This is a genomic window from Micromonospora xinjiangensis, from assembly GCF_056150165.1.
The window spans coordinates 488,699-510,516 of the sequence record NZ_JAXCFO010000001.1 but is presented as its reverse complement, the minus strand read 5'-3'; the positions used below and the strand labels follow the sequence as shown (position 1 = coordinate 510,516).

Below are 21,818 nucleotides of genomic sequence, written 5' to 3'. Positions count from 1 at the left end.
GGGTTCCGTCTGCGGGGCCGGCGCTCCATTTCCGGGCCGGCGCCCCACTTCTGGGGCAGCTCGACAGGCGGTGAGGGTACGTCCCGCATCTCCCTGCCGGTGAGGCATCAGGTGGTGCGGGATCGGCGGCGGGGTCCCGGCTGCGGAGCCGGCGCCCCATTTCTGGGGCAGCTCGACAGGCGGTGAGGGTACGTCCCGCATCTCCCTGCCGGTGAGGCATCAGGTGGTGCGGGATCGGCGGCGGGGTCCCGGCTGCGGCGCCGGCGCCCATTTCCGGGGCAGCTCGACAGGCGGTCGCACCTTCCTGCCGAGCGGGGTCGTCCGCGACAGCCCGACCCCGGCACCCCCGCGTGGGCGGTCCGCCCCGCCGACCGGCCGGCCCGGAGGCCCGCGCCGGCGTGACCGACGTTGCACCACGGTGAGCCGGACTTGGGCCCGGCTCCGCGCGCCACTACAGTCCCAGGAATGCCGGAGATGGTGCAGCCCCAGGTGAAGCTGATCGCGTGGACCCACTTCGAGGCGCCGGACGACGTGCCCTGGTCGACCGACGCCGAGGGGGGCCAGGCGCTGGCCGAGTTCGCCGGCCGGGCCTGCTACCAGTCCTGGCGCAAGCCGAACCCAGCGACCGCCACCAACGAGGGTTACCTGGCGCACATCCTCGAGGTGGGGCACCTGTCGGTGCTCGAGCACGGCTCTGTGAGCTTCTACTTCACGGGCGTCTCCCGGTCCTTCACCCACGAGCTGATCCGGCACCGGCACTTCTCGTACTCCCAGCTCTCCCAGCGCTACGTGCCGGAGCGTGACGCGGCCATGGTCGAGCCGCGGGTGATCGCCGAGGACCCGGAGCTGCACCAGAAGTTCGTCGAGGCCGCCGAGGCGAGCGTGCGGGCGTACACCGAGCTGCTGGAGGGGCTGGAGAAGCGCTACGCGGACGTGGAGAACGGCACGCTGCGGCGCAAGCAGGCCCGGCAGGCGGCCCGCGCGGTGCTGCCCAACGCCACCGAGACCCGGATCGTGGTCACCGGCAACTACCGGGCCTGGCGGCACTTCATCGCCATGCGCGCCACGGAGCAGGCCGACGTAGAGATCCGCGAGCTGGCCGTCGAGTGCCTCCGGCAGCTCCAGAAGGTCGCCCCGAACGTCTTCGCCGACTTCGTGATCTCCACCCTGCCGGACGGCACCGAGGTGGCGTCGAGCCCGCACGCCGAGCTGTCCTGAGCCCTTCCCCGGCGGCTGCCACCGGGTCGTCCGCTAGGTTTAAGGGATGACGCACGACCACCCTGACACCCCCGCCCGGGCGGTGTCCCGTCCCTTCGGGCGGGTGCTCACGGCCATGGTGACCCCGTTCACCGCCGACGGCTCCCTCGACCTCGACGGTGCCGCTCGGCTGGCGAACCACCTCGTCGACGAGCAGGGCAACGACGCGCTGGTGGTCAACGGCACCACCGGTGAGTCGCCGACCACCAGCGACGCGGAGAAGGAGCGCCTGATCCGGGCGGTGGTGGAGGCGGTCGGTGACCGGGCCAAGGTCGTGGCCGGGGTCGGCACCAACGACACCCGGCACACCATCGAGCTGGCGGCCGCCGCCGAGAAGGCCGGCGCGCACGGGCTGCTGGTGGTCACGCCGTACTACAACAAGCCGCCGCAGAGCGGTCTGCTGCGTCACTTCACCGCCGTCGCGGACGCCACCGGCCTGCCGGTGATGCTCTACGACATCCCCCACCGCGCCGGCGTGCCGATCGCCACCGAGACGATGGTGCGCCTCGCCGAGCACGCCCGCATCGTCGCGGTGAAGGACGCCAAGGGCGACCTGACCGCGACCAGCTGGGTGACCAGCCGCACCAACCTGGCCTTCTACAGCGGCGAGGACTCGCTCACCCTGCCGGCGCTGGCCGTCGGCACCGTCGGGGTCGTGGGCACCTCCACCCACTTCACCGGTGCGCTGACCAAGCAGATGATCGAGGCGTACGACGCGGGGGACAACGCCTCCGCGCTCGCCCTGCACCGCCGGTTGCTGCCGCTCTACACCGGTATCTTCCGTACCCAGGGCGTCATCCTGGTGAAGGCGGGCCTGACGGCCGCCGGCCTGCCGGCCGGCCCCGTGCGGCCCCCGCTCGTGGACGCCACCGACGACGAGATCGCCCAGCTGCGCGCCGACTGCGCGGCCGCGGGTCTGGAGCTGCCCGAATGACCGAACGACACGACGGACGCCCGGTGACGGCGTCCCAGAATGAGGTGAACGCGTGACCGAGGCGCACATCGAGGCGGAACTCCCCCCACCGCTGCCGGAGGGCGGACTGCGGATCATCCCGCTCGGCGGGCTCGGCGCCATCGGTCGGAACATGACCGTCTTCGAGTACGACGGCAAGCTGCTCGTGATCGACTGCGGGGTGCTCTTCCCGGACGTCGAGCAGCCCGGCGTGGACCTGATCCTGCCCGACTTCGGGCCGATCCTGGACCGCCTCGACGATGTGCAGGCGATCGTGCTCACCCACGGCCACGAGGACCACATCGGTGCCGTCCCGTACCTGCTCGCCCACAAGCCGGACATCCCGCTCGTCGGTTCGCAGTTCACCCTCGCCCTGGTCGAGGCGAAGCTCGCCGAGCGGCGGATCCAGCCCTACACGCTGACCGTGCGGGAGGGCGGCCGGGAGCGGCTGGGCCCCTTCGAGTGCGAGTTCTTCGCGGTGAACCACTCGATCCCGGACGCGCTCGCGGTGGCCGTGCGTACGCCCGCCGGCCTGGTGCTGCACACCGGCGACTTCAAGATGGACCAGCTCCCGCTGGACGGGCGGATCACCGACCTCGCCGGTTTCGCCCGGCTCGGCGCCGAGGGCGTGGACCTGCTCCTGTCCGACTCCACCAACGCGGAGATCCCCGGCTTCGTCACCCCGGAGCGGGAGATCGGCCCGGTGCTCGACTCGATCTTCGCCAAGGCGCGTGGCCGGATCATCGTGGCCTCCTTCGCCTCCCACGTGCACCGGGTGCAGCAGGTGATGGACTCGGCGGCCGAGCACGGCCGCAAGGTGGCCCTCATCGGCCGGTCGATGGTACGCAACATGGGTATCGCCCGCGACCTGGGCCTGCTCAACATCCCGCCCGGCCTCGTGGTCGGGCTGGAGGAGGCGACCACCCTGCCGCCGGAACAGATCGTGCTGATGTCCACCGGCTCTCAGGGCGAGCCGATGAGCGCGCTGGGCCGGATGGCCAGTGGCGACCACCGCCACATCACCATCGCCCCCGGCGACACCGTGGTGCTCGCCTCCTCGCTGGTGCCCGGCAACGAGACCTCCGTCTACCGGGTGATCAACCGGCTGGCCCGGGCCGGCGCGGTGGTCGTGCACAAGGACGTGGCGAAGGTGCACGTCTCCGGGCACGCTCCCGCCGGTGAGCTGCTCTACCTGCTGAACGTGGTGCGTCCGAGCAACCTGATGCCGGTGCACGGCGAGTGGCGGCACCTGCGCGCCCACGCGCGCCTCGGTGTGGAGTCCGGAGTCGCCCCCGACCGGGTGGTGCTCTGCGAGGACGGCGACGTCGTGGACCTGGTCGAGGGCCGGGCCAGCCTGGTCGGCCACGTGAAGAGCCGGTACGTCTACGTCGACGGGCTCGCCGTCGGCGACGTGAGCGAGTCGCTGCTGACCGAGCGGCGGATCCTCGGCGACGGCGGTTTCATCGCGGCCACCGTGGTGGTGGACTCCGTCACCGGCAAGGTGGCCGCCGGTCCGACCGTCTCCGCGAAGGGCTTCTCGGAGGACCCTGAGGTGTTCAACGCGGTGATCCCGTTGATCACCGAGGCGCTCAACCGGGCCGCCGCGGACGGGATCACCGACCCGCACCAGCTCCAGCAGATCGTCCGCCGCACGGTCGGCCGCTGGGTCAACGACGCGTACCGCCGGCGGCCGATGATCGTGCCGACCGTGGTCGAGGTCTGACCACTCCCACTCGTGGCCGGGCCGGCCGCCGGCGTCCCCGTGCACGTCGGCGGCCGGCCCGAGTCGTACCGGCGCGAAGGTGCTCAGTGCCGGGCGAGCCGGCGTCGTACGCCGAGCAGCAGGGCGACGCCGAAGGCCACCAGCGCCGTGCCCGCCAGCGCCCACGTGACGGCGGCCGACCCGGTCCGGGGCAGTGGCCCGTTCCCCGTGCCGCCCGACACGGCGGTGCCGGTCGGCGTCGGCTCGGCGGTCGGCGTCTCGCTCGCCGTCGGGTCGTCGGTCGGCGGGGGCGCGCCGGTTCCGGACGAGGGTGTGCTCCCGCCGCCGGTGCCCGAGGCGGGCGCGAGCCGCAGGGTGAGCGAGGTGTCCGGGTTGGTCCACCGCGTCGTCGGCGCGAGATGGAGCTGGATCGTCCGGGTACGGGCGGGCGCCGTCAGGTACACCGTCACCGTGTCCGTGGCCCCGACGCCCAGCTGGCCACGGGGGAGCTCGCAGCCCACGCCGTTCATCCGGCCGCTGTCGGAGCACCGGGGGCTGACGACGCTCACGCCGTCCCCGGTGCGGAGGTTCAGGGAGTATCCGCCGACGGCGAAGGCGCCGGTGTTGGTCACTGCGACCGTCACGGTGGCCTGGCCGCCGACGGTCGGGCCGGCGGTCGCCCGCAGCCGCAGCGACGTCCGGTCGGGCCAGTTGACCCGGAACTCCGTCGGCGGGGCGGTGCGGCCGGCGGCGTCGCGGCCGGCGACCGAGCCCCAGGCGGAGACGCCGAACACCGGCTCCCCGGTGCCGGAGGTGAGGGTCAGCCGATACGTCCTGCGGCCGCCCGGCGGCAGCTCCGCGCCGCCGCACGTCCAGGCCGGCGGTGAGCCGGTCGGCGGACGGCACTCCTCTCCGGTCAGGTCCACGCCGGCCGGCAGGCGCAGCACGAAGGAGCCCGCCGTGGCCGTGCGCCCCTCGTTGACGAGGGTGACGACGAGCGGCGCCGACGGCCGCCACGGATCCCCGTTGAGGAAGACGTGCTCCGCCAGCGCGCGCACGGCCGGGGCATGCGGCGAGGTGGTCGGCGAGGCCGACGGCGCCGGGGCGGCCGCGACGGGCGCGGCGGCGAGGAGGGTGAGCAGGGCGCCGGTGGCTGCGGCGCGGAACAGGCGTGTCATGGTGGTGGCCCCCTTGGTCGGGTACGAGGTGCAGATGCCACGCCCGGGGCCGGCGCCGGGTTGCGCCGGTGTCGGAAATGCGGCTGTACCCGCTCTCGACGGAGGCCGGGCCGTGCCGGTGCCCGACCTGTTCCGCGCACCCGGGCGGCGAGCGACCGAGGAGCCAGCGGTCAGGGCAGGGCGGCCGCCGCCTCCGCGTACGCGACGCCGGTCGTGATCGCGGCGTTCACCAGCACCGCGAGCTGCGCCGGGGCGACCCCGTGGGCGAGGTCGGTGCTCACGTCGCCGGCCAGCACCAGCTCGCCGCCGAGGTCGTGCACGTACGCCTTCGGCAGCAGCCGGTCGTGGTTCCAGGCGTTGCAGAAGGCGTACGCCTCGCCACGCCGGGCGGCCGGTAGCCGGCGGGTGGCGAGGGCCCGGGTGTGCAGGATCTCGCCCCGCTCGCCGAGCTGCCGGAACTGGATCACCGCCTCGCCCCACCGGCCCACCACGGTCGCGCCGGGCTCCACCGCGTACCGGTCACCGCGGCGGTCCAGCACAGCGGTGATCATCGACAGGGTCAGCGGCGCGGGTTCCAGCTCGGCCGGCCCGCCCTCGTCCGGCGCGACCTCCTCCGCCTCGTCGGGTGGGGCGTCGTCGGCGGGGAGCGGCACCGGCGTCGCCACCGGTCGCTCGGCAAGCCAGGCGGCGATGCGGCCGGACTGGTGCCCGGACCCGTTGCGGGCGTCGAAGCTGCCGGCCAGCTCGGTGGCGAGGCCGAGCAGCAGCGTGCCGAGCGTCGCGACGTCGAGGTCGGCGGCCGGCCGGTCCCCGTACGCGGGCCGGCGCACGATCCTCCCGCCGAGCCCGGTCTCGACGGCGAGGGCACAGACCATCGCCCCGGCGGCGGCGAACTCCATCGCGGAGAGATCGTCGTGTGGCTGGTCGAGCCGGGGGAGCTGCTCGGCGAGGAGGTCCAGTCCCCGGCCCGGGTGCCCGGCGAGCGCGCAGAAGCGCAGGTGGGTGGCGAGGTGCGGGAAGGCGGCGCGTTCGCGACGGTGCCGCCGGTACGCCCGCACGTGCGCCGCCGCGGCGCGCTCCGGCTCGCCCAGCCGCAGCCACGGCAGCAACGCCGCGGTGAGGGCGCGTTCCGGCTGGTCGGTGCAGTCGACCCCGCCGTCGAGGACGTCCCGCAGCTCGGCCAGCGCGGCGGCCGGGTCGCCCCAGGCGGCGAGCAGTTCGGCCCGGCGGGCCGGCGCGCAACCGGGGCAGCCGCCCTCGGGCCCGGGCTCGGCGGTCGTCCAGCGGGCGTACCACTCGCGGGCGGTCGGCTCGTCGCCGAGGTGGTCGGCGATCCGGCAGCGCAGCTCGGCCACCGCCTCGGCGTCGGCGCCGACCCGGCGGGCGAAATCGTCGACGGACCGCGCCTGGTCCAGCCCGACGCGCGGGGTGCCCAGCAGCGCCTCGATCGCGTAGCGCTGGTAGCGCGTCAACGCCGCGACCTCGGTGTCGCTCAGGAGGCCGGGGCGGCGGTCGAGGACGGCCAGGCAGCGGCGTACCGGCTCGACGAGCCGCCACCGCTCGCCGTGCAACAGGGCGGCCTCGACCAGCGCGAGCCGGGCGTCCACGGCGGACCGGTCGTCGCCGGCCGCGTCGGCCTCGGCGGCGATCCGTTCCAGCTCCACCAGCCGGGCCGGCCCGTCGGGCAGGTCGAGCGCCTCGGTGAGCGCGGCGACCAGCTCCCGGTCCCGGGCCACCGGCCCGCGGGCGCGGCCGATCAGGTCGAGCCCGTCGAGGGGCCCGGGCCGCCGCTCGCCCCGCCCCGCCCAGCCGGGCGCGCCCAACGCTCCGGCGCCTCGCTCGTCGCGACCGCTCACCGTGCCGCTCCGCCGGGAAGCCGGCGCACCTCGGCGGCGAGCTGGCAGCCGGTGGTGATGCCGCAGTCGAGCAGCTGGTCGAGCTGGTGCGGGGTGACGCCGCGTTCCAGGTCGGCGATCACCTCGCCGCAGACCCGGGCGCGGCCGTCGTCGTCGACGTGCACGAACGCCTTCGGCCAGAGCCGGTCGTGGTTCCACGCGTTGCAGAACTCGTGCAGGGCCGGGACGTGCTCGATCCGGAAGGTCGGCGCCGCCATGGTGCGGATCTGGAGCAGCTCGCCGGCCTCCCCCAGCCGCAGGAACCAGATCAGGTCGTCGTCCCAGCGGCCCACGAAGTCACCGTCGGCGTCGGCGGTCACGGCGTACCCCCGGCTGCCCAGCACCGCGGCGATCAGCTCGTGGGTCAGCGGTCGCAGCCGCCGCGGGTGCCCGGCCAGGGGGTCGTCCGGACCGTCCTCGATTCCCGGCGACGCCATCGGGCATCCCTTCTGAGGCAGATATCACGGCATGCGGCGGAGTCCGTGCTGCGACGCGCGGACACGACCCGGAAAAGCGGCGATCCACCGGGCCGCGCCGTTACGGTGATGCTATGGCGGGCCGTACCTCTCAGGCGAGCCGGCGGCGCGGCGCGTCGCCGCGCGGTGCGACGAACAGCCGCGCCCGCCAGCCGGCGAAGAAGACCACACGCGCGGCGGTCCGCCGCCGCACCCGGCCGACCCGACCGGGCCCGGCCGTCTACATCGGACGAGCGCTCGGTGCCCTGTGGATGGGCGTGGCACACGGCCTGGGCTGGGCGGTACGGGCCGCCGGCCGGCAGGCGGCGACGGCCCGCGACCTGGATCCGGAGCACCGCCGTGACGGTGCCGGGCTGCTGCTGTTCGGCCTGGCGCTGCTCAGCGCGGTGGGGATCTGGTTCTCCGGCGCCGGCCCGGTGGGGGAGCGGCTCGCCGACACGGTCCGGCTCTTCCTCGGGGCGATCTCCGTGGTCGTGCCGGTGCTGCTCGCCATCGGCGCGTGGCGCCTGATGCGCCAGCCCGGCGATCCGCAGCACCGCGGCCGGGGACTGGTCGGCTGGGGCTCGATGCTGCTGGCGACCGCGGCGATGCTGCACATCGGACAGCACCCCGTCGACACGATCCAACGCGACTACGCCGGAGGGTTGCTCGGCGCGGGGATCGGCAGCCTGCTCGAACGGGCGGTCACTGCCTGGGTCGCGATGCCGCTGCTGGTGCTGCTGCTCCTGTTCGGCCTGCTGGTGGTCACCGCCACGCCCATCAACAAGATCCCGGAGCGGCTCGGCCTGCTGGCCGGCACCCTCGTCGCGGCGCCGGGCAAGGAGGAGGAGGCCGAGGAGGCCCCGGCCAGGCCGGCGCGGAAGCGGCCGGCGAAGCGGACCCCGCCGCCGGTCGACCCGGAGGACTTCGAGGACATCGAGGGCGTCGACCTGCAGGAGACGCTCGTACTGACCCGCACGCCACCGACGAAGGTGCCGGCCAGCCGCAAGCCGGTCGAACCGCCGGAGCACTCGCCGTTGCCCACCCGGGCCGAACAGCTCGCCCTGACCGGGATGGCGGGCGACTACACCCTGCCCCCCGCCAACCTGCTCGGCAGCGGTGCCGCCCCGAAGACCAGGAGCAAGGCCAACGACGAGGTGATCGCCGCCCTCACCGGGGTGTTCGAGCAGTTCGACGTGGACGCCGCCGTTACCGGCTTCACGCGCGGCCCGACGGTGACCCGCTACGAGGTCGAGCTGGGCCCGGGCGTGAAGGTGGAGCGGATCACGCAGCTCTCGCGCAACATCGCGTACGCGGTGAAGTCGCCGGACGTGCGGATCCTCAGCCCGATCCCCGGCAAGAGCGCGGTGGGCGTGGAGATCCCCAACGCCGACCCGGAGAACGTGGCCCTCGGCGACGTGCTGCGGTCCCGGGCCGCGACCAGCGACCACCACCCGATGGTCGTGGCGCTCGGCAAGGACATCGAGGGCGGCTACGTGGTGGCCAACCTGGCCAAGATGCCGCACATCCTGATCGCCGGCGCGACGGGCGCGGGCAAGTCGTCCTGCCTGAACTCGCTGCTCGTGTCGATCCTCACCCGGGCCACGCCGGACGAGGTGCGGCTGCTGCTCATCGACCCGAAGCGCGTCGAGATGACCGGCTACGAGGGCATCCCGCACCTCGTCACGCCGATCGTGACGAACGCGAAGAAGGCGGCCGACTCGCTGGAGTGGGTCGTCCGCGAGATGGACATGCGCTACGACGACCTCGCCGCCAACGGGGTGCGGCACATCGACGACTTCAACCGCAAGGTGCGCAACGGCGAGATCAAGGCCCCGCCGGGCAGCGAGCGGGAGATGCGGCCCTACCCGTACCTGCTGGTGATCGTGGACGAGCTGGCCGACCTCATGATGGTCGCCCCGCGCGACGTGGAGGACTCGATCGTCCGCATCACGCAGCTCGCCCGGGCCGCCGGCATCCACCTGGTGCTCGCCACCCAGCGGCCCTCGGTCGACGTGGTGACCGGTCTCATCAAGGCGAACGTGCCGTCCCGGCTCGCGTTCGCCACGTCGTCGCTGGCCGACTCGCGGGTCATCCTCGACCAGCCGGGCGCGGAGAAGCTGCTCGGCCGCGGTGACGGGCTCTTCCTGCCGATGGGCGCCTCGAAGCCCATCCGGATCCAGGGCGCCTGGGTGACCGAGCGCGAGATCACCGACGTGGTGAAGTTCTGCAAGGACCAGCGCGAGCCGGAGTTCCGCTCGGACGTGCTGACCGTGGCGCAGGAGAGCAAGAAGAAGATCGACGAGGACATCGGCGACGACCTCGACCTGCTGCTGCAGGCGGTCGAGCTGGTCGTCACCTCGCAGTTCGGCTCCACGTCGATGCTCCAGCGCAAGCTGCGGGTGGGCTTCGCGAAGGCCGGCCGGCTCATGGACCTGATGGAGACCCGGGGCGTGGTCGGCCCGTCCGAGGGCTCCAAGGCGCGCGACGTGCTGGTCAAGCCGGACGAGCTGGAGGAGGTCCTGGCCGGCATCAGGGGCGCCGATGACTGACGGCGAGCCCCTGGCCGAGGAGCTGTTCCCCATCCTCACGAGCGGCGACCTGCCGGCGGCGCTGCGGTTCTACCGGGGCCTGCTCGGGGGCGCGGTGACCTACCGGTTCCCGGAGGCCGGTGAGCCGGCGTACGTCGGGCTGCGGGTCGGCGCGGGTCAGCTCGGCCTCGGGCGGCAGGAGGAGCCGGGCCGGCTGGCCAACGACCGGGTGACGCTCTGGGTGTACGTGGCAGACTGCGCCGCCGCCACCGACCGTTTGCGGTCCGCCGGTGTGCCGGTGGTGGCCGAGCCGGCGGCACAGCCGTGGGGGGAGCGGATGGCGGTCGTGCTCGACCCCGACGGCAACCGGGTCATCCTGGCCGACCGGGGCTGACCGCTCGCCGTACGGCGCACGGACGCGCCGCCGGGGGCCGTGGACGCGACGGGCCCGCCGGGGTCGGCCGGCGGGCCCGAGGTCGGCCGGATCAGGAGTTGATGATCGCGGCGGCGATCACGAAACCGAGGATCGCGCCGATCACGCTGGCCGCGGCCGCGTACCAGCCGAGCGGCTTGTCGCCGAGGACCGCGCCGACGATGCCGAGGACCAGGCCGACGACACCGAAGATCAGCGGGGACAGGAACAGCGCGAGCACGGCGAAGACGAAGCCCAGGATCGTGCAGACGCGGGCCGCGTTGCTGCGCGGGCGGGCGGTGGGAATGTCGGCCATGACGTCCTCCGTGGGTGAGTGCCCTTGACGGTCGGCCGATCACTACCCAGTCCGCTCCGGAGATACGCACCCGGGTCGATACCGGTCGTCCGGACCCGTCGACGGCCGGACCACCCGGGTGCCGTCAGCTGAAGAACTTTAGGCCGACCACACCGGCGACCACGAGGAACAGGCAGGCGACGCGCGGCAGGCTGGCCGGTTCGTGCAGCGCGAGCATGCCGACCAGTGCGGTGCCGACCGCGCCGATGCCGACCCAGACGGCGTACCCGGTGCCGACCGGGATCTCCCGCAGCGCGTACGCCAGGCCGGCCATGCTGAGCACCAGGGTCACCGCGAAGACCACCGAGGGCAGGGGTCGACTGAACCCGGCGCTGCGGTCCAGGGCGACCGCCCACGCCGTCTCGAGCAGGCCGGAGAGCACAAGAACGATCCACGCCATCGCCGTCACCTCTGCGTGCAGCGCCCGGACCGCGCGGGCCGGGACGAGTCGGGTTCACCTGTCGGGGCGTCTTCGCCTGACCGGGTACGCCCACCGCTCGTCCGGGGTGGCCCCGATGGAGCCACCGGACCCGACGGTAGCACCACCGGCGGCGGGTGACCCGGCGGTGCTCCGCGGCCGCACCGGTCCGGGGTGGCGTGAAGCCGGCCACCCGCCGTTGACTTGAACCTTACTTCAACTTGCAGTATTGGCGTTCATGACGCTGCTCTTCTCCGACGCCGAGGTGTCCGCCGCCCTGGACGCCGCCACCACGGTCGATGCGATGCGCGCCGCCCTGCTGGCCGCGTACGAGGGACGGCTCGTCGCCCCGCCGCGGGCCTCGGCGTCACTGGGCGGCGGCCGGATGGTGCTGACCGCCGGCCACCTGACCGGCGAGTGGTACGGCTACCGCTCGTACGACACCTTCAGCCACCCGGAGACCCAGCAGCTCGTGGTCCTGCACGACGGTCGGACCGGCGCGGTGCGGGCGGTGGCGGTCGGCGAGGAGCTGGGCTCCCGCCGTACCGGGGGCCTCGGCGGTGTCGCGGTGGACGCGCTGGCCCGCCCGGACGCCGCGACGCTCGGCGTGATCGGCTCCGGACGGCAGGCCTGGACGCAGGTGTGGGCCGCCGCCGCGGTGCGCCGGCTGCGCGAGGTGACCGTGTACAGCCGCTCGGCGGCCCGGCGGGAGGCCTTCGCCGCCCGGGTCCACGCCGAGCTGGGCATCCCGGCCCGGGCGCTCGGCGACCCGGCCGCCGCGGTGGCCGGCCGGGACGTCGTGGTCCTCGCCACCACCAGCCCCACGCCGGTGCTCGACGCCGCCGATCTCGCCCCGGGCACGCACGTCAACGCCGTCGGCTTCAAGCAGCGCGACCGCGCCGAGCACGGGGCCGACCTGCTCGACGCGGCCCACCTCCTGGTCACCGACTCGCCCGCCCAGGCGTGCGCGTACTCCCCGCCGCTGCTCGCCGCCGAGCCCCCGTACGCCGATCGGCTGCGCGACCTGGGCGCGGTGCTCGCCGGGGCCGTCCCGGGCCGGACCACCCCGGAGCAGATCTCGGTCTTCTGCTCGGTGGGTCTCGCCGGCACCGAGGTCTTCCTGCTCGACCACCTCGTCCGCGTCGGCGCGGCGACGGTCTGAGCGCACCCGCCGCCGGACCGGCCGCCGTGCGCGGGGACCCCGGCGCGGCCCGGTACCCTCGGATGGTGTCTGCCACCTCCCCTTCCGCGCACGTGACCTCGCCGCGCCGCGACCCGAAGCCGTCCGCCGAGGGCCGCCGCGTCGCCCTGCTGACCCTGGGCTGTGCCCGCAACGAGGTCGACTCGGAGGAGCTCGCCGCCCGGCTGCACGCCGACGGCTGGCAGGTCACCACCGACGGTGAGGGCGCCGACGTGGTGGTCGTCAACACCTGCGGCTTCGTCGAGAAGGCCAAGCAGGACTCGATCCAGACCCTGCTCGCCGCCGCCGACACCGGCGCCAAGGTGGTGGCGGCCGGCTGCATGGCCGAGCGCTACGGCCGTGAGCTGGCCGACAGCCTGCCCGAGGCGCAGGCGGTGCTGAGCTTCGACGACTACCCGGAGATCGCGGCCCGGCTCGACGCGGTGCTCGCCGGCGAGCAGATCGGCGCGCACACCCCGCGCGACCGCCGGGAGCTGCTCCCGCTCACCCCGGTGAAGCGGCGCGAGGCGGCCGTGTCGCTGCCCGGCCACGGCACCCCGACCCGCGAGGCGATCGAGGCGGACGAGCACACCCCGGCCCACCTGCGCCCGGTGCTGCGCCGCCGGCTCGACGCCGGCCCGGTGGCCTCGCTGAAGCTCGCCAGCGGCTGCGACCGGCGCTGCGCGTTCTGCGCGATCCCCGCCTTCCGTGGGGCGTTCGTCTCGCGTACCCCGGACGAGCTGCTGGCCGAGGCGGAGTGGCTGGCCAAGACCGGCGTCCGGGAGCTGGTGCTGGTCAGCGAGAACTCCACCTCCTACGGCAAGGACCTGGGCGACCCGCGGGCACTGGAGAAGCTGCTGCCGCAGCTCGCCGCGATCGACGGCATCGTCCGGGTGCGGGCCAGCTACCTCCAGCCGGCGGAGACCAGACCGGGCCTGGTCGAGGCGATCGCCACCACGCCCGGCGTCGCCCCCTACTTCGACCTGTCCTTCCAGCACTCCAGCGAGCCGGTGCTGCGCCGGATGCGGCGGTTCGGCTCCACCGACCGGTTCCTCGAGCTGCTGGCGAGCGCCCGCGCGCTGGCGCCCGAGGCGGGGGCCCGGAGCAACTTCATCGTCGGGTTCCCGGGCGAGACGCGGGCCGACGTCAACGAGCTCGTGCGGTTCCTGACCGAGGCGCGGCTCGACGCGATCGGCGTGTTCGACTACAGCGACGAGGACGGCACCGAGGCGGCCGGCCTGCCCGGCAAGGTCTCCGCCGCCACCATCAAGCGGCGGTACGACAAGCTCAGCGCCCTCGCCGACGAGCTGTGCGCACAGCGGGCGGAGGAGCGGCTCGGCTCGACCGTCGAGGTGCTTGTCGACTCGGTCGACGACGGTGTGGTGGAGGGTCGGGCGGCCCACCAGGCCCCCGAGGTCGACGGGTCGACGACCCTCGTGGCTCCGGTGGGCGGCGGCGTCGACCTGGCGGCGTTGCGCCCCGGCGACCTGGTACGCGCCACGGTGACGGGCACCGAAGGGGTCGATCTGATCGCCGTACCGGATGAGATGATCTCGGCGGCGCCCGGCGCGGCACGGTGACGGCGGGGCCGGACGGAGCGGGGGGGCCAGGTGGTGGGGTACGCGGGCCACGGCCACCCGAGCGGGGGGTGGCGGTGACCGAGGCGACGGACTCCACGCCGCCCCGGGTCGTCGCCCCGGTGCCACTGCTCAACGCGGCCAACGCGCTGACCGCGCTGCGGCTGGTGCTGGTGCCCGTGTTCGCGGCCACGGTGGTCGTGTCGGCGATGACCCACGCCGGTTGGCGGATGGCCGCCTGCCTGATCTTCGCGGTCGCCTCCGTGACCGACCTGGTGGACGGCTGGATCGCGCGCCGGTTCGGCCTCGTCACCTCGGTGGGCAAGGTGGCCGACCCGATCGCGGACAAGGCGCTCACCGGCGCCGCGCTGGTGCTGCTGTCGTGGTACGACCGGCTGCCCTGGTGGGTCACCGGGGTCATCCTGCTCCGTGAGCTGGGCATCACGGCGATGCGCTTCTGGGTGATCCGGCACGGGGTGATCGCGGCCAGCCGAGGCGGCAAGATCAAGACAGCGCTCCAGATCCTCGCCATCGCCTGGTACCTCTGGCCCATGCCGGCCGCGCTCGCCCCCGTCGGCCCCTGGATCATGGGCGCGGCGGTGGTGGTGACCGTGGCCACCGGCTTCGACTACCTGGCCCAGGCGCTCCGCCTACGCCGCCCCAACCCCCCACAGCCCTGACCACCCCACCCCACACCCCGCCCCGCCCCTGCCCCGCCCCCAGCCGCCACGCCCCACCCCCGCCTCGAACCGGGCGGGCGGGAGGGCGGGGTGCGGCGGTGCGGGAGCGGGGTGGGTGGGGGTGGTGTTCGGGTTGGTTGGCCGGGGGAAGGATGGGGGCATGGAGAGCGAGAGCGACGCGAACGGTGAGCGGCCGGTCGGCAGCCCGGCGGCGGGAGTGGTGCACAGCCTGTCCCAGCGGCACGAGACGCTGGCGACCGTGGAGTCGCTCACCGGTGGGCTGCTCTCCGCCGCAGTGGTGGAGATCGCCGGTGTCAGTGGGGTGTACCGGGGCGGCCTGGTGGTCTACGCCACCGAACTGAAGTCGCAGCTGGCCGGCGTACCGGCCGGGTTGCTGGACGAGCGCGGCCCGGTCGACCCGGACGTGGCGATGGCGCTCGCCGAGGGCGGGCGGCAGCGCTGCGGCGCCGACTGGGGCCTGGCCACCACCGGGGTGGCCGGTCCGGAGCCGCAGGACGGCAAGCCGGTCGGGTTGGTGTACGTGGCGGTCGCCGGGCCGGGAGGCACCTCGGTGCGGCAGCTGGACCTCGACGGGGGCCGTGACCACGTCCGGTCGGCCGCGGTGATCGAGGCGCTGCGACTGCTCACGGAGCGGATCCAGGGGGCCGACGAGGCGGCCGAACGGGCCGACGCGGGGAACGGGCGAGGCTGACGCCGGAAGATCCAGCTCGTGTGGTCCCGAGGATCGGGACGGCCCGGGGGGTGCGGCCGCCCGGGAGCCGGGTGCCGCAATCCGACGGGCGGGGCGGGATGTCGTCCGGGCGGGCAACGGGTACGGTTGCGGGAAGGCTCCGTCGGTCGTCGGTGGGGGATCCGCCGGGCCGCCGGAGGGAAAGTACGGCCCTGAGGGGGAGGTGCGATGGTCCTGCTACGCCGAGTGATCGGTGACGCACTGCGGGCGCGCCGGCAGGGGCAGCACCGCACCCTGCGCGAGGTCTCCTCCGCCGCCAACGTCAGCCTCGGATACCTCTCCGAGATCGAGCGCGGCCAGAAGGAGCCCTCGAGCGAGCTGCTCGCCGCGATCTGCGACGCACTCGGCGCGCGCCTGTCCGAGCTGCTGCGCGAGGTGAGCGACACGGTGGCGCTGGCCGAGCAGATGCCGAACGTGCTGGTGCCCGTCCAGGACGAGCCGGCCGAAACCGCCGCCAGCTCCGCCCCCGCGGCCAAGGCCACCAACCGGGCCGTCCGGCAGGTCAGCTCCGACGGCAAGGTCGCCGTCTCCGTCCGGCAGGACTCGCCGCTCAAGGCCACCCTGCGCAGCACCCGCGTGCGCCCGGCCGAGCGTGACCGTGACGTGGTCTGCGCCGCCTGACACCTCGGCGATCTCGCCGAGCACCCGCTCCGACGTGAACGCCGCGCGCCCCCGGTGCGCGTGACCGCGGCCGTCCCCCTGTCGGATGACCGTGCCGGTCCGCCGACCGTGCCGTCCGCGGCCTCCTGCGCGCCACCAGCGCCTCGCGCGCGGCCGTGGCCCGCCTCGCGCTGTGCGGATACGCTTGATCGCGGAATGTGTCGGCCCTTCGCTCGCGGGTACGGGTGCCGGTCTGGCGCCCGACTGGGACGATGGAGGGGCTGCCGCGCCGCTGGTCCGTCGTGACGTCCGGCACGGTGCGGGCGCGGAGCGACGCTACTGAGGGGATACCGCGGAGATGGCGAACCCGTTCGTCAAGGGGTGGAAGTACCTGATGGCGCTCTTCGGCGCCCGGATCGACGAGCACGCCGATCCGAAGGTCCAGATCCAGCAGGCCATCGAGGAGGCGCAGCGCCAGCACCAGGCGCTCGTGCAGCAGGCTGCCGCGGTGATCGGCAATCAGCGCCAGCTGGAGATGAAACTCTCCCGGCAGATGTCCGAGGTCGAGCGCCTCCAGGCGAACGCCCGGCAGGCGCTGGTCCTGGCCGACCAGGCGCGTGGCCGCGGCGACGACGCCGAGGCGGGGCGCTACGAGCAGTCCGCGCAGACCCTCGCCACCCAGCTGGTCTCCGCCGAGCAGGCCGCCGAGGACCTGAAGACGCTGCACGACCAGGCGCTGGGCGCGGCGGCCCAGGCCCGCCGGGCCGTGGAGAACAACTCGATGATCCTCCAGCAGCGTCTCGCCGAGCGCACCCGCCTGCTCAGCCAGCTGGAGCAGGCCAAGATGCAGGAGAGCGTCGCCCGCTCGCTGGAGTCGATGTCGGCGCTGACCGCCCCCGGCACCACCCCCTCCCTCGACGAGGTGCGGGACCGGATCGAGCGCCGCTACGCCACCGCGATGGGCCGCGCCGAGCTGGCCGGCAACTCGGCCGAGGGGCGGATGCTGGAGATCCAGAAGGCGACGCTGGACTCGGCCGGCTCGGCCCGGCTGGAGCAGATCCGTGCCAGCATGGCGGGGGAGCAGCTCGGTGCGCAGCAGCGGCAGGGCGCGGAGCAGCCGGCCCCGGCCGCTCCCGCCGCCGACCCGGCCGCCGCGGCGCGACTCGACGAGCTGCGGGCCACCATGGCCCGTGAGCGCGGCACCGGGGACACGACCGCCGCCGGTTGAGCGGCCGGCCCGAGGAGGTCAGGGTGGCAGACGAGCGTACGCGGTACTTCCGGCGACTGGACCGGCTGCGCCGGTCCGCGCGACGGTGGAGCGCCCTGGCCGGGGGTCTCGGTGGCGCGGCGGCCGTCCTGACGCCGTACGCCGGGCTCGGGTTGCCCGACGCGGCCTGGGCCGGCGCCGCGGGCAGCGCCGTGGTCCTCGCCGCGTGGCGCTGGATCGACCTGCGGGCGCTGGCTGCCCAGCCGGCGCCGCCGCCGCCCGACCCGGCCGTGGAGGCGGCCCGCTCCCGGGCGCGCCTGGTCGCGGCCGTCGAACGCCTCCCCGCCGGTCGGGATGTGCTCGCCGAGGTGCGCCGGGTGCGGGCGCGGGTCGCGTTGCGCGGCACGACCGCGGCGCAGCCGTGGGCCCGGCTGGACCGGGCGGCGCTCACCCTCGCCGGCATGGCGCCGCGGCTCACCGGCCTGGCCGAGCCGGCCCTGCAGGAGGCCACCGCGGCCGACCGGTCGCTGCGGGAGCTGGCGCACCGGGTGGCGAGCGTGCAGAGGGCGGTGCAGCTAGCCCCGGTCGACGCCCGCGCCCCGCTGGCCGACACGCACCGGGCGCTCACCGAGCAGTTGGAGAGCGGTGTCGCCGCGTACGAGCGGCTCGTGGTGGCGGCGGCCGGGTACGTCGCCGAGGACTCCCGGCCGGACGCGCCGCACCCGGCCGCGTCCCGGCTGACCGAGGCGACCGACCTGCTGCACGGTGTGGCCGCCGCGCTGTCCGAGCTGCGTACGGTCGGCGACCCGCTGCGCGCACCCCTGCGCTGAGCCGGCACCCGTGTCACGGCGGGGTGCTGACGGTCACCGGAGCCGTGAACGCGGAGCTGCCGACCACGTTGAACGCGCGGATCCGGTAGTGGTAGCGCACCCCGCGGGCGAGGCCGGTGTTGGTGAAGCCCCGACCGCTGACCGTGAAGTTCGCGACCTCCCGGCTGAAGGCCGGGTCCAGGGCACGCTGGACGATGAACCCGGCGCCCGCGCTGTTCGCCGCCTCGGCCGACCAGCCGAGGATCACCGTCGCCGTGTCCGGCCCGGTCGAGTCGACGGAGACGGTGACCGCGGTGGGTGTCACCGGGGCGGGCGGGGTGGTCGCCGTGGCGACCGTCGACCACGGTGACGCGGCGCCGAGGTACGTGGTCCGCACCCGGTAGTAGTAGGTGGTGTCCGGCGCCACCGCCGTGTCCAGATGGTTGTCGCCGACCCCGATGGCCGTGGTGCCGGGGCCGCTGGTGAAGGTGGGGTTCGTGGCCCGCTGCACGTCGATGCCGGTGGCGAAGGAGCGGTTCGACCAGCGCAGCGCGACCCGCAGCGGCGCGGCCGGCGGAATCGCGGCGGTCAGCCCGGCCGGGGCGGCGAGCTGCACCGACGCCGGCACGCTGTTGGACCAGGACGAGCAGCTCACCGCGTTCTCCGCCCGGATGCGGTAGTGGTAGGTGACCCCGGGCGTGACGGTGGCGTCGGTGTAGCGGGTGGCCGTCGCGGCCACGGTGATCGTGGTGACGCCGGTGGTGAAGGCCGCGTCGGTGGCCCGTTGCAGCAGGTGGCTGGTGGCCGGCGGCCGGCCGCCGTTGCCGGTCCAGGCCAGCGTGATGGCGGGCAGCGCGGTCGCCGAGCCGGGCGCCGGGGTGGCGGTCAGCCCGGTGGGCGCCTTCGGGGAGACCCGCAGCACCAGCGGGCGGCTCATCCCCAGGTCGCGGCGGCCGCCGGACTGGCTGTGCCAGCGGTACTCCCAGCCGAGGTTCACCAGCTGGTTCACGACCGTCGCGGGCCGCCCGTCGACGGGGCTCACCGGGGTCGAGCCGGTGCGGGCGCCGGCCGGGCGGGTCGGGTCGAGCAGCCGTACGCTGTCACCGATCTTGAACGGCAGCGTCGGGGCGACCGGGCGCAGCGCCACGATCACGTCCTCGCGCGGATTGACCCGGACGACCTCCTTCCAGCCCAGCTCGCCGGGCTCCGGCGGGCGGATCGTGCCGTCGTGGCCGACCCGGTTGACGACCTGGAGGTCGCAGCCGTCGAGGCGCACCGCCTCGGTCTGCCGGCTGTCGCCGACGATGCGCCAGACCTGGGTGCCGTCCGCGGGCGCGCCGATCGGCACGGCCGGGTCGGCCGCGAAGAGGATCTCGGTGGCCGGGTCGGTGGGGCCCAGCGGCAGCGTCGAGGGGGAGAGCGGCCCGGCGTGCGGGTGGGCCACCCCGAGGCGGCCGGCCAGCCGGCCGTACGCGGACTCGAACACCTGCCGTACCGCCTTCACGGCGATCGGCACGGTCACCGGCACGGCGCCGCCGGCCGGGGTGAAGCCGACGGTGGTGGCGTGCACCGGCACCACCGTCGCGTGCGGTGTCCGGGTGCCGATCGCCGCGTCGTACGCCGGCTGCGGCACGATCGGCGGGCGCTGGCTGGCCGCGTACGCCCGGGGCAGCCGCTCGCGGAGCCGGGCCAGGTCGTACGGTGCCGCGGGGGTGCCGCGTACCCGGAACTGGAGCAGGGTGCGGGTGTTCGGGCCGTATCCGGGGAGGGTGGGTGGCGGGCCGCCCTCGGCGGTGCGGTCCGGGGCGTCGGTGTGGTGGTCGTACCGGGGGTCGAAGCCGGGCAGCGGGGCGGGGCAGTCGTTGTAGAGGATCACCGTCCCGCCCGGCGCCACAGTGGAGAAGTCGACCACCACGTCGGCGCGTTCACCCGGGGCGAGCAGCAGGGCGTGCCCGTCGACGTTGAGCACCGTCGGGTCCCGACGGTCGTAGCGGAAGCCGACCGGGCGGTTGCGGATCACCACCGGTGCGGGCAGCAGCCCGCCGTCGTTGCCGATCTGGATGAGCTCCGGCCCGGCGGCGCGCGGGTCCGGCACGCCACCGTCGCGCCCGTCTGCCGGCCAGTCCGCCGGCCGGCCCGGCGCCCGCACGGCCGGCACCATCGGCACCTCACCGGCCTCGGCGTCGAGCAGGTTGCCCTCGTCGTCCCACATCGGGCCGTCCGAGCAAGCCCGGTAGAGCTGGAGGTTGAGGCTGCGGTCGAGGCACGCGTTGAGCACCCGGAAGCGGTACGCGCGCGGCTCCACCTCCAGGTACGGGTAGGCGATCCCGTTGACCAGCGGTGTGTCGCCGTACGCCTCGGGGACGGCGCTCGGGTGCGGCACGCCCGGCGTCAGCGGCGGCTCGTCGGGGGCGGCGACCGGGTCGTGGTGCGGGTTCGGCATCGGCCCGGGACCGGTCGTCCCGTTCGGCTCGCCGGGGGCGTCGAAGGCCGGGCCGCGGTCGGCCGTACGCGACCACGGGCCGTAGTCCCAGCGGCCCGTCGGATTGACCCCCTCGGCCCGGTGGGGGTTCTGCCGGGGTTGGTAGACGTGCGGGTGCCAGAGGCTGCCCCGGGCACCCCAGCGGTCCCGGTCCCAGGTCGGGTCCTCCCCGGCCAACTGCGTGTCGTCGGGCACGAAGGTCTTGTCCTGGATCACCAGCGGCAGGTCGTCGCCGGGGAGCACCCCGTCGGCCACGAGCTGCTCCTCGACCGGGTCGGTGAGCACGTAGAGCGCGATCTGGCCGGAGTAGACGGTCAGCCGGGACAGGCCCAGCGTGTTGTCGTGGAACCACATGAGCCGGCCGCTCTGCTCGTTCGGGTAGTAGAGCGTGGTGGCGCCGGCGCCGGGCGGCGGCATGTCCGGCACGTGGACCAGGCCGACACCCGTCGGGTACGGGGTGATCTCACCGGCCGGCGTGACCCACTGCAACGGGTTGCCCGCGCTGATCCAGCCGGTCTGCGCGCCGGCGAGGTGCAGGACCGCCCGGTTCTGCGGGTACGGGGCCGGGCCGTCCAGCGGGCCGATGCCGGCGCCCTCGACCGTCTCGTCGACGGGCAGGAAGAGCTCGCCCGCCCGGCCGGTCGGGAGCTGGTTGATGAACTTGACGCGGACGGGCCGGCCGCGGCGGGCGCGGATCAGCGGCCCGAGGTGCCACGGCCGCCCCGGCGGCGACACGGTGTTGTGCCCGGACGCGTCGGTGCCGAGGTTGAGCTGCCGGTAGCCGCGCAGCCGGGTGGCCGGCAGGTCCCGGTGCAGCCGCTGGGCGTACTGCTGCAGACCGATCTCGTAGTAGTCGCACCCCGGGTAGGTGATGGTGTCCGGCACCGCGACCGGGAGGTGACCGCCCAGCTCGGTGCGGTGCAGCGGACCCGGCCCGGGCAGCGCGTCGACGAACTTGCGCAGGCCGGTGCCGGGCAGCGGCCGGCCCTCGGCGTCGCGGACCGGCAGCGGGCTGTGGGCGAAGTTCGGCACCGGGCCGAAGCAGCGCGGCACGGCCGCCGGGTCGAGGCTGGCCGGCGCGGGGACGAGCACCTCGTCGGGGGCGCGGGCCGCCGGTACGCTCGTCGCCCGGTCGGCCTCCGTGGTGCGGCCGTTGCCGCGGGCCACCCGCTCGGTCCAGGTGCTGCGGAGTCTGCGGAACATCGCCATGGCACTCCCCGGGGTCGGGGCACGACCGCCGCCACCCCGGCGTGGCGGATCCGGTCGGACCGGCTCTGCTGACGTCTGGTGAACGCCCAATCGCAGCATGCGACGCCGGAGGTGGGGTTAGGAATTACCCAATCGTCCCAATCTGGGCAACAGGGCAGGAGGAGTCGC

18 protein-coding genes and 1 riboswitch are annotated in these 21,818 nt (G+C 74.8%); of the genes, 12 read left to right on the top strand and 6 right to left on the bottom strand.

The annotated features are described in order from the left end of the window. The first annotated feature begins 474 nt into the window (after positions 1–474). From thyX to SM573_RS02520, 3 genes are read left to right on the top strand one after another with little or no spacing between them, the layout of a single operon-like run. On the top strand, positions 475–1,218 hold the full coding sequence (gene thyX / locus SM573_RS02530; protein ID WP_474612487.1) for an FAD-dependent thymidylate synthase: 744 nt from the start codon (positions 475–477) through the stop codon (positions 1,216–1,218). A gap of 46 nt (positions 1,219–1,264) precedes the next feature. Beyond that, positions 1,265–2,191 (top strand): 4-hydroxy-tetrahydrodipicolinate synthase, encoded by a 927-nt coding sequence (gene dapA / locus SM573_RS02525; RefSeq protein WP_474612434.1) that lies wholly within the window; start codon positions 1,265–1,267, stop codon positions 2,189–2,191. Between the two features lie 52 nt (positions 2,192–2,243). Continuing rightward, positions 2,244–3,932 (top strand): ribonuclease J, encoded by a 1,689-nt coding sequence (locus SM573_RS02520; protein ID WP_474612433.1) that lies wholly within the window; start codon positions 2,244–2,246, stop codon positions 3,930–3,932. An 83-nt stretch (positions 3,933–4,015) separates the two neighbouring features. On the opposite strand, the gene SM573_RS02515 is transcribed toward SM573_RS02520, so the two are convergent. The 3 genes from SM573_RS02515 to SM573_RS02505 all read right to left on the bottom strand — a co-directional run bounded on the left by SM573_RS02515 (position 4,016) and on the right by SM573_RS02505 (position 7,421). Next, positions 4,016–5,089, bottom strand: a complete 1,074-nt coding sequence (locus SM573_RS02515) for a hypothetical protein (protein ID WP_474615381.1) — start codon at positions 5,087–5,089, stop codon at positions 4,016–4,018. 170 nt (positions 5,090–5,259) lie between these two features. Then, complete coding sequence (locus SM573_RS02510) at positions 5,260–6,945, bottom strand: YbjN domain-containing protein (RefSeq protein WP_474615380.1); 1,686 nt, start codon at positions 6,943–6,945, stop codon at positions 5,260–5,262. After that, positions 6,942–7,421, bottom strand: coding sequence for a YbjN domain-containing protein (locus SM573_RS02505; protein WP_474615379.1), 480 nt, complete (start codon positions 7,419–7,421; stop codon positions 6,942–6,944). Before SM573_RS02505 ends, SM573_RS02510 begins: the two co-directional genes overlap by 4 nt. Positions 7,422–7,711: 290 nt before the next feature. On the opposite strand from SM573_RS02505, the gene SM573_RS02500 reads away from it, so the two are divergent. Continuing rightward, positions 7,712–9,991 (top strand): DNA translocase FtsK, encoded by a 2,280-nt coding sequence (locus SM573_RS02500; RefSeq protein ID WP_474615720.1) that lies wholly within the window; start codon positions 7,712–7,714, stop codon positions 9,989–9,991. After that, entirely contained in the window at positions 9,984–10,364 is a 381-nt protein-coding gene (locus SM573_RS02495) for a VOC family protein (RefSeq protein ID WP_474615378.1), read from the top strand. Before SM573_RS02500 ends, SM573_RS02495 begins: the two co-directional genes overlap by 8 nt. A gap of 91 nt (positions 10,365–10,455) precedes the next feature. Here SM573_RS02495 and SM573_RS02490 read toward each other — a convergent pair whose 3' ends face one another. Continuing rightward, entirely contained in the window at positions 10,456–10,698 is a 243-nt protein-coding gene (locus SM573_RS02490) for a hypothetical protein (RefSeq protein WP_474612428.1), read from the bottom strand. Positions 10,699–10,822: 124 nt separating this feature from the next. Continuing rightward, positions 10,823–11,137 carry a DMT family transporter gene (locus SM573_RS02485; protein ID WP_474615377.1) on the bottom strand — a complete coding sequence of 105 codons (315 nt, stop codon included), beginning with the start codon at positions 11,135–11,137 and terminating at the stop codon, positions 10,823–10,825. A 60-nt stretch (positions 11,138–11,197) separates the two neighbouring features. After that, a riboswitch (guanidine-III (ykkC-III) riboswitch) is annotated at positions 11,198–11,265 on the bottom strand. A gap of 128 nt (positions 11,266–11,393) precedes the next feature. Here SM573_RS02485 and SM573_RS02480 point away from each other — a divergent pair. From SM573_RS02480 to pspM, 7 genes are all read left to right on the top strand, one after another. Next, positions 11,394–12,317: an ornithine cyclodeaminase family protein gene (locus SM573_RS02480; RefSeq protein ID WP_474615376.1), complete on the top strand. Its 924-nt coding sequence runs from the start codon at positions 11,394–11,396 to the stop codon at positions 12,315–12,317. Between the two features lie 62 nt (positions 12,318–12,379). After that, positions 12,380–13,915 (top strand): 30S ribosomal protein S12 methylthiotransferase RimO, encoded by a 1,536-nt coding sequence (rimO, locus tag SM573_RS02475; protein WP_474615375.1) that lies wholly within the window; start codon positions 12,380–12,382, stop codon positions 13,913–13,915. 74 nt (positions 13,916–13,989) lie between these two features. After that, entirely contained in the window at positions 13,990–14,592 is a 603-nt protein-coding gene (gene pgsA / locus SM573_RS02470) for a CDP-diacylglycerol--glycerol-3-phosphate 3-phosphatidyltransferase (protein ID WP_474612424.1), read from the top strand. A 160-nt stretch (positions 14,593–14,752) separates the two neighbouring features. Further along, positions 14,753–15,304 (top strand): CinA family protein, encoded by a 552-nt coding sequence (locus SM573_RS02465; RefSeq protein WP_474615374.1) that lies wholly within the window; start codon positions 14,753–14,755, stop codon positions 15,302–15,304. A 207-nt stretch (positions 15,305–15,511) separates the two neighbouring features. Beyond that, on the top strand, positions 15,512–15,964 hold the full coding sequence (locus tag SM573_RS02460; protein ID WP_474612422.1) for a helix-turn-helix domain-containing protein: 453 nt from the start codon (positions 15,512–15,514) through the stop codon (positions 15,962–15,964). 337 nt (positions 15,965–16,301) lie between these two features. Next, entirely contained in the window at positions 16,302–17,171 is an 870-nt protein-coding gene (locus tag SM573_RS02455) for a PspA/IM30 family protein (RefSeq protein WP_474615373.1), read from the top strand. 23 nt (positions 17,172–17,194) lie between these two features. Next, the gene (gene pspM / locus SM573_RS02450; protein WP_474615372.1) at positions 17,195–17,980 is read left to right on the top strand and encodes a phage shock envelope stress response protein PspM; all 786 of its coding nucleotides are present in this window, start codon (positions 17,195–17,197) and stop codon (positions 17,978–17,980) included. A gap of 13 nt (positions 17,981–17,993) precedes the next feature. On the opposite strand, the gene SM573_RS02445 is transcribed toward pspM, so the two are convergent. Further along, positions 17,994–21,650 (bottom strand): hypothetical protein, encoded by a 3,657-nt coding sequence (locus SM573_RS02445; RefSeq protein ID WP_474615371.1) that lies wholly within the window; start codon positions 21,648–21,650, stop codon positions 17,994–17,996. Between the last annotated feature and the right edge of the window lie 168 nt (positions 21,651–21,818).

What these genes read in the sequence shown, in the direction of transcription:
- SM573_RS02465 (WP_474615374.1), top strand. Translation starts at nt 14,753, where the DNA reads ATGGAGAGCGAGAGCGACGCGAACGGTGAGCGGCCGGTCGGCAGCCCG.
- SM573_RS02505 (WP_474615379.1), bottom strand. Translation starts at nt 7,421, where the DNA reads ATGGCGTCGCCGGGAATCGAGGACGGTCCGGACGACCCCCTGGCCGGG.
- SM573_RS02490 (WP_474612428.1), bottom strand. Translation starts at nt 10,698, where the DNA reads ATGGCCGACATTCCCACCGCCCGCCCGCGCAGCAACGCGGCCCGCGTC.
- SM573_RS02515 (WP_474615381.1), bottom strand. Translation starts at nt 5,089, where the DNA reads ATGACACGCCTGTTCCGCGCCGCAGCCACCGGCGCCCTGCTCACCCTC.
- SM573_RS02485 (WP_474615377.1), bottom strand. Translation starts at nt 11,137, where the DNA reads ATGGCGTGGATCGTTCTTGTGCTCTCCGGCCTGCTCGAGACGGCGTGG.
- SM573_RS02460 (WP_474612422.1), top strand. Translation starts at nt 15,512, where the DNA reads ATGGTCCTGCTACGCCGAGTGATCGGTGACGCACTGCGGGCGCGCCGG.
- SM573_RS02455 (WP_474615373.1), top strand. Translation starts at nt 16,302, where the DNA reads ATGGCGAACCCGTTCGTCAAGGGGTGGAAGTACCTGATGGCGCTCTTC.
- SM573_RS02500 (WP_474615720.1), top strand. Translation starts at nt 7,712, where the DNA reads ATGGGCGTGGCACACGGCCTGGGCTGGGCGGTACGGGCCGCCGGCCGG.
- rimO (WP_474615375.1), top strand. Translation starts at nt 12,380, where the DNA reads ATGGTGTCTGCCACCTCCCCTTCCGCGCACGTGACCTCGCCGCGCCGC.
- thyX (WP_474612487.1), top strand. Translation starts at nt 475, where the DNA reads ATGGTGCAGCCCCAGGTGAAGCTGATCGCGTGGACCCACTTCGAGGCG.
- SM573_RS02445 (WP_474615371.1), bottom strand. Translation starts at nt 21,650, where the DNA reads ATGGCGATGTTCCGCAGACTCCGCAGCACCTGGACCGAGCGGGTGGCC.
- dapA (WP_474612434.1), top strand. Translation starts at nt 1,265, where the DNA reads ATGACGCACGACCACCCTGACACCCCCGCCCGGGCGGTGTCCCGTCCC.
- SM573_RS02495 (WP_474615378.1), top strand. Translation starts at nt 9,984, where the DNA reads ATGACTGACGGCGAGCCCCTGGCCGAGGAGCTGTTCCCCATCCTCACG.
- SM573_RS02480 (WP_474615376.1), top strand. Translation starts at nt 11,394, where the DNA reads ATGACGCTGCTCTTCTCCGACGCCGAGGTGTCCGCCGCCCTGGACGCC.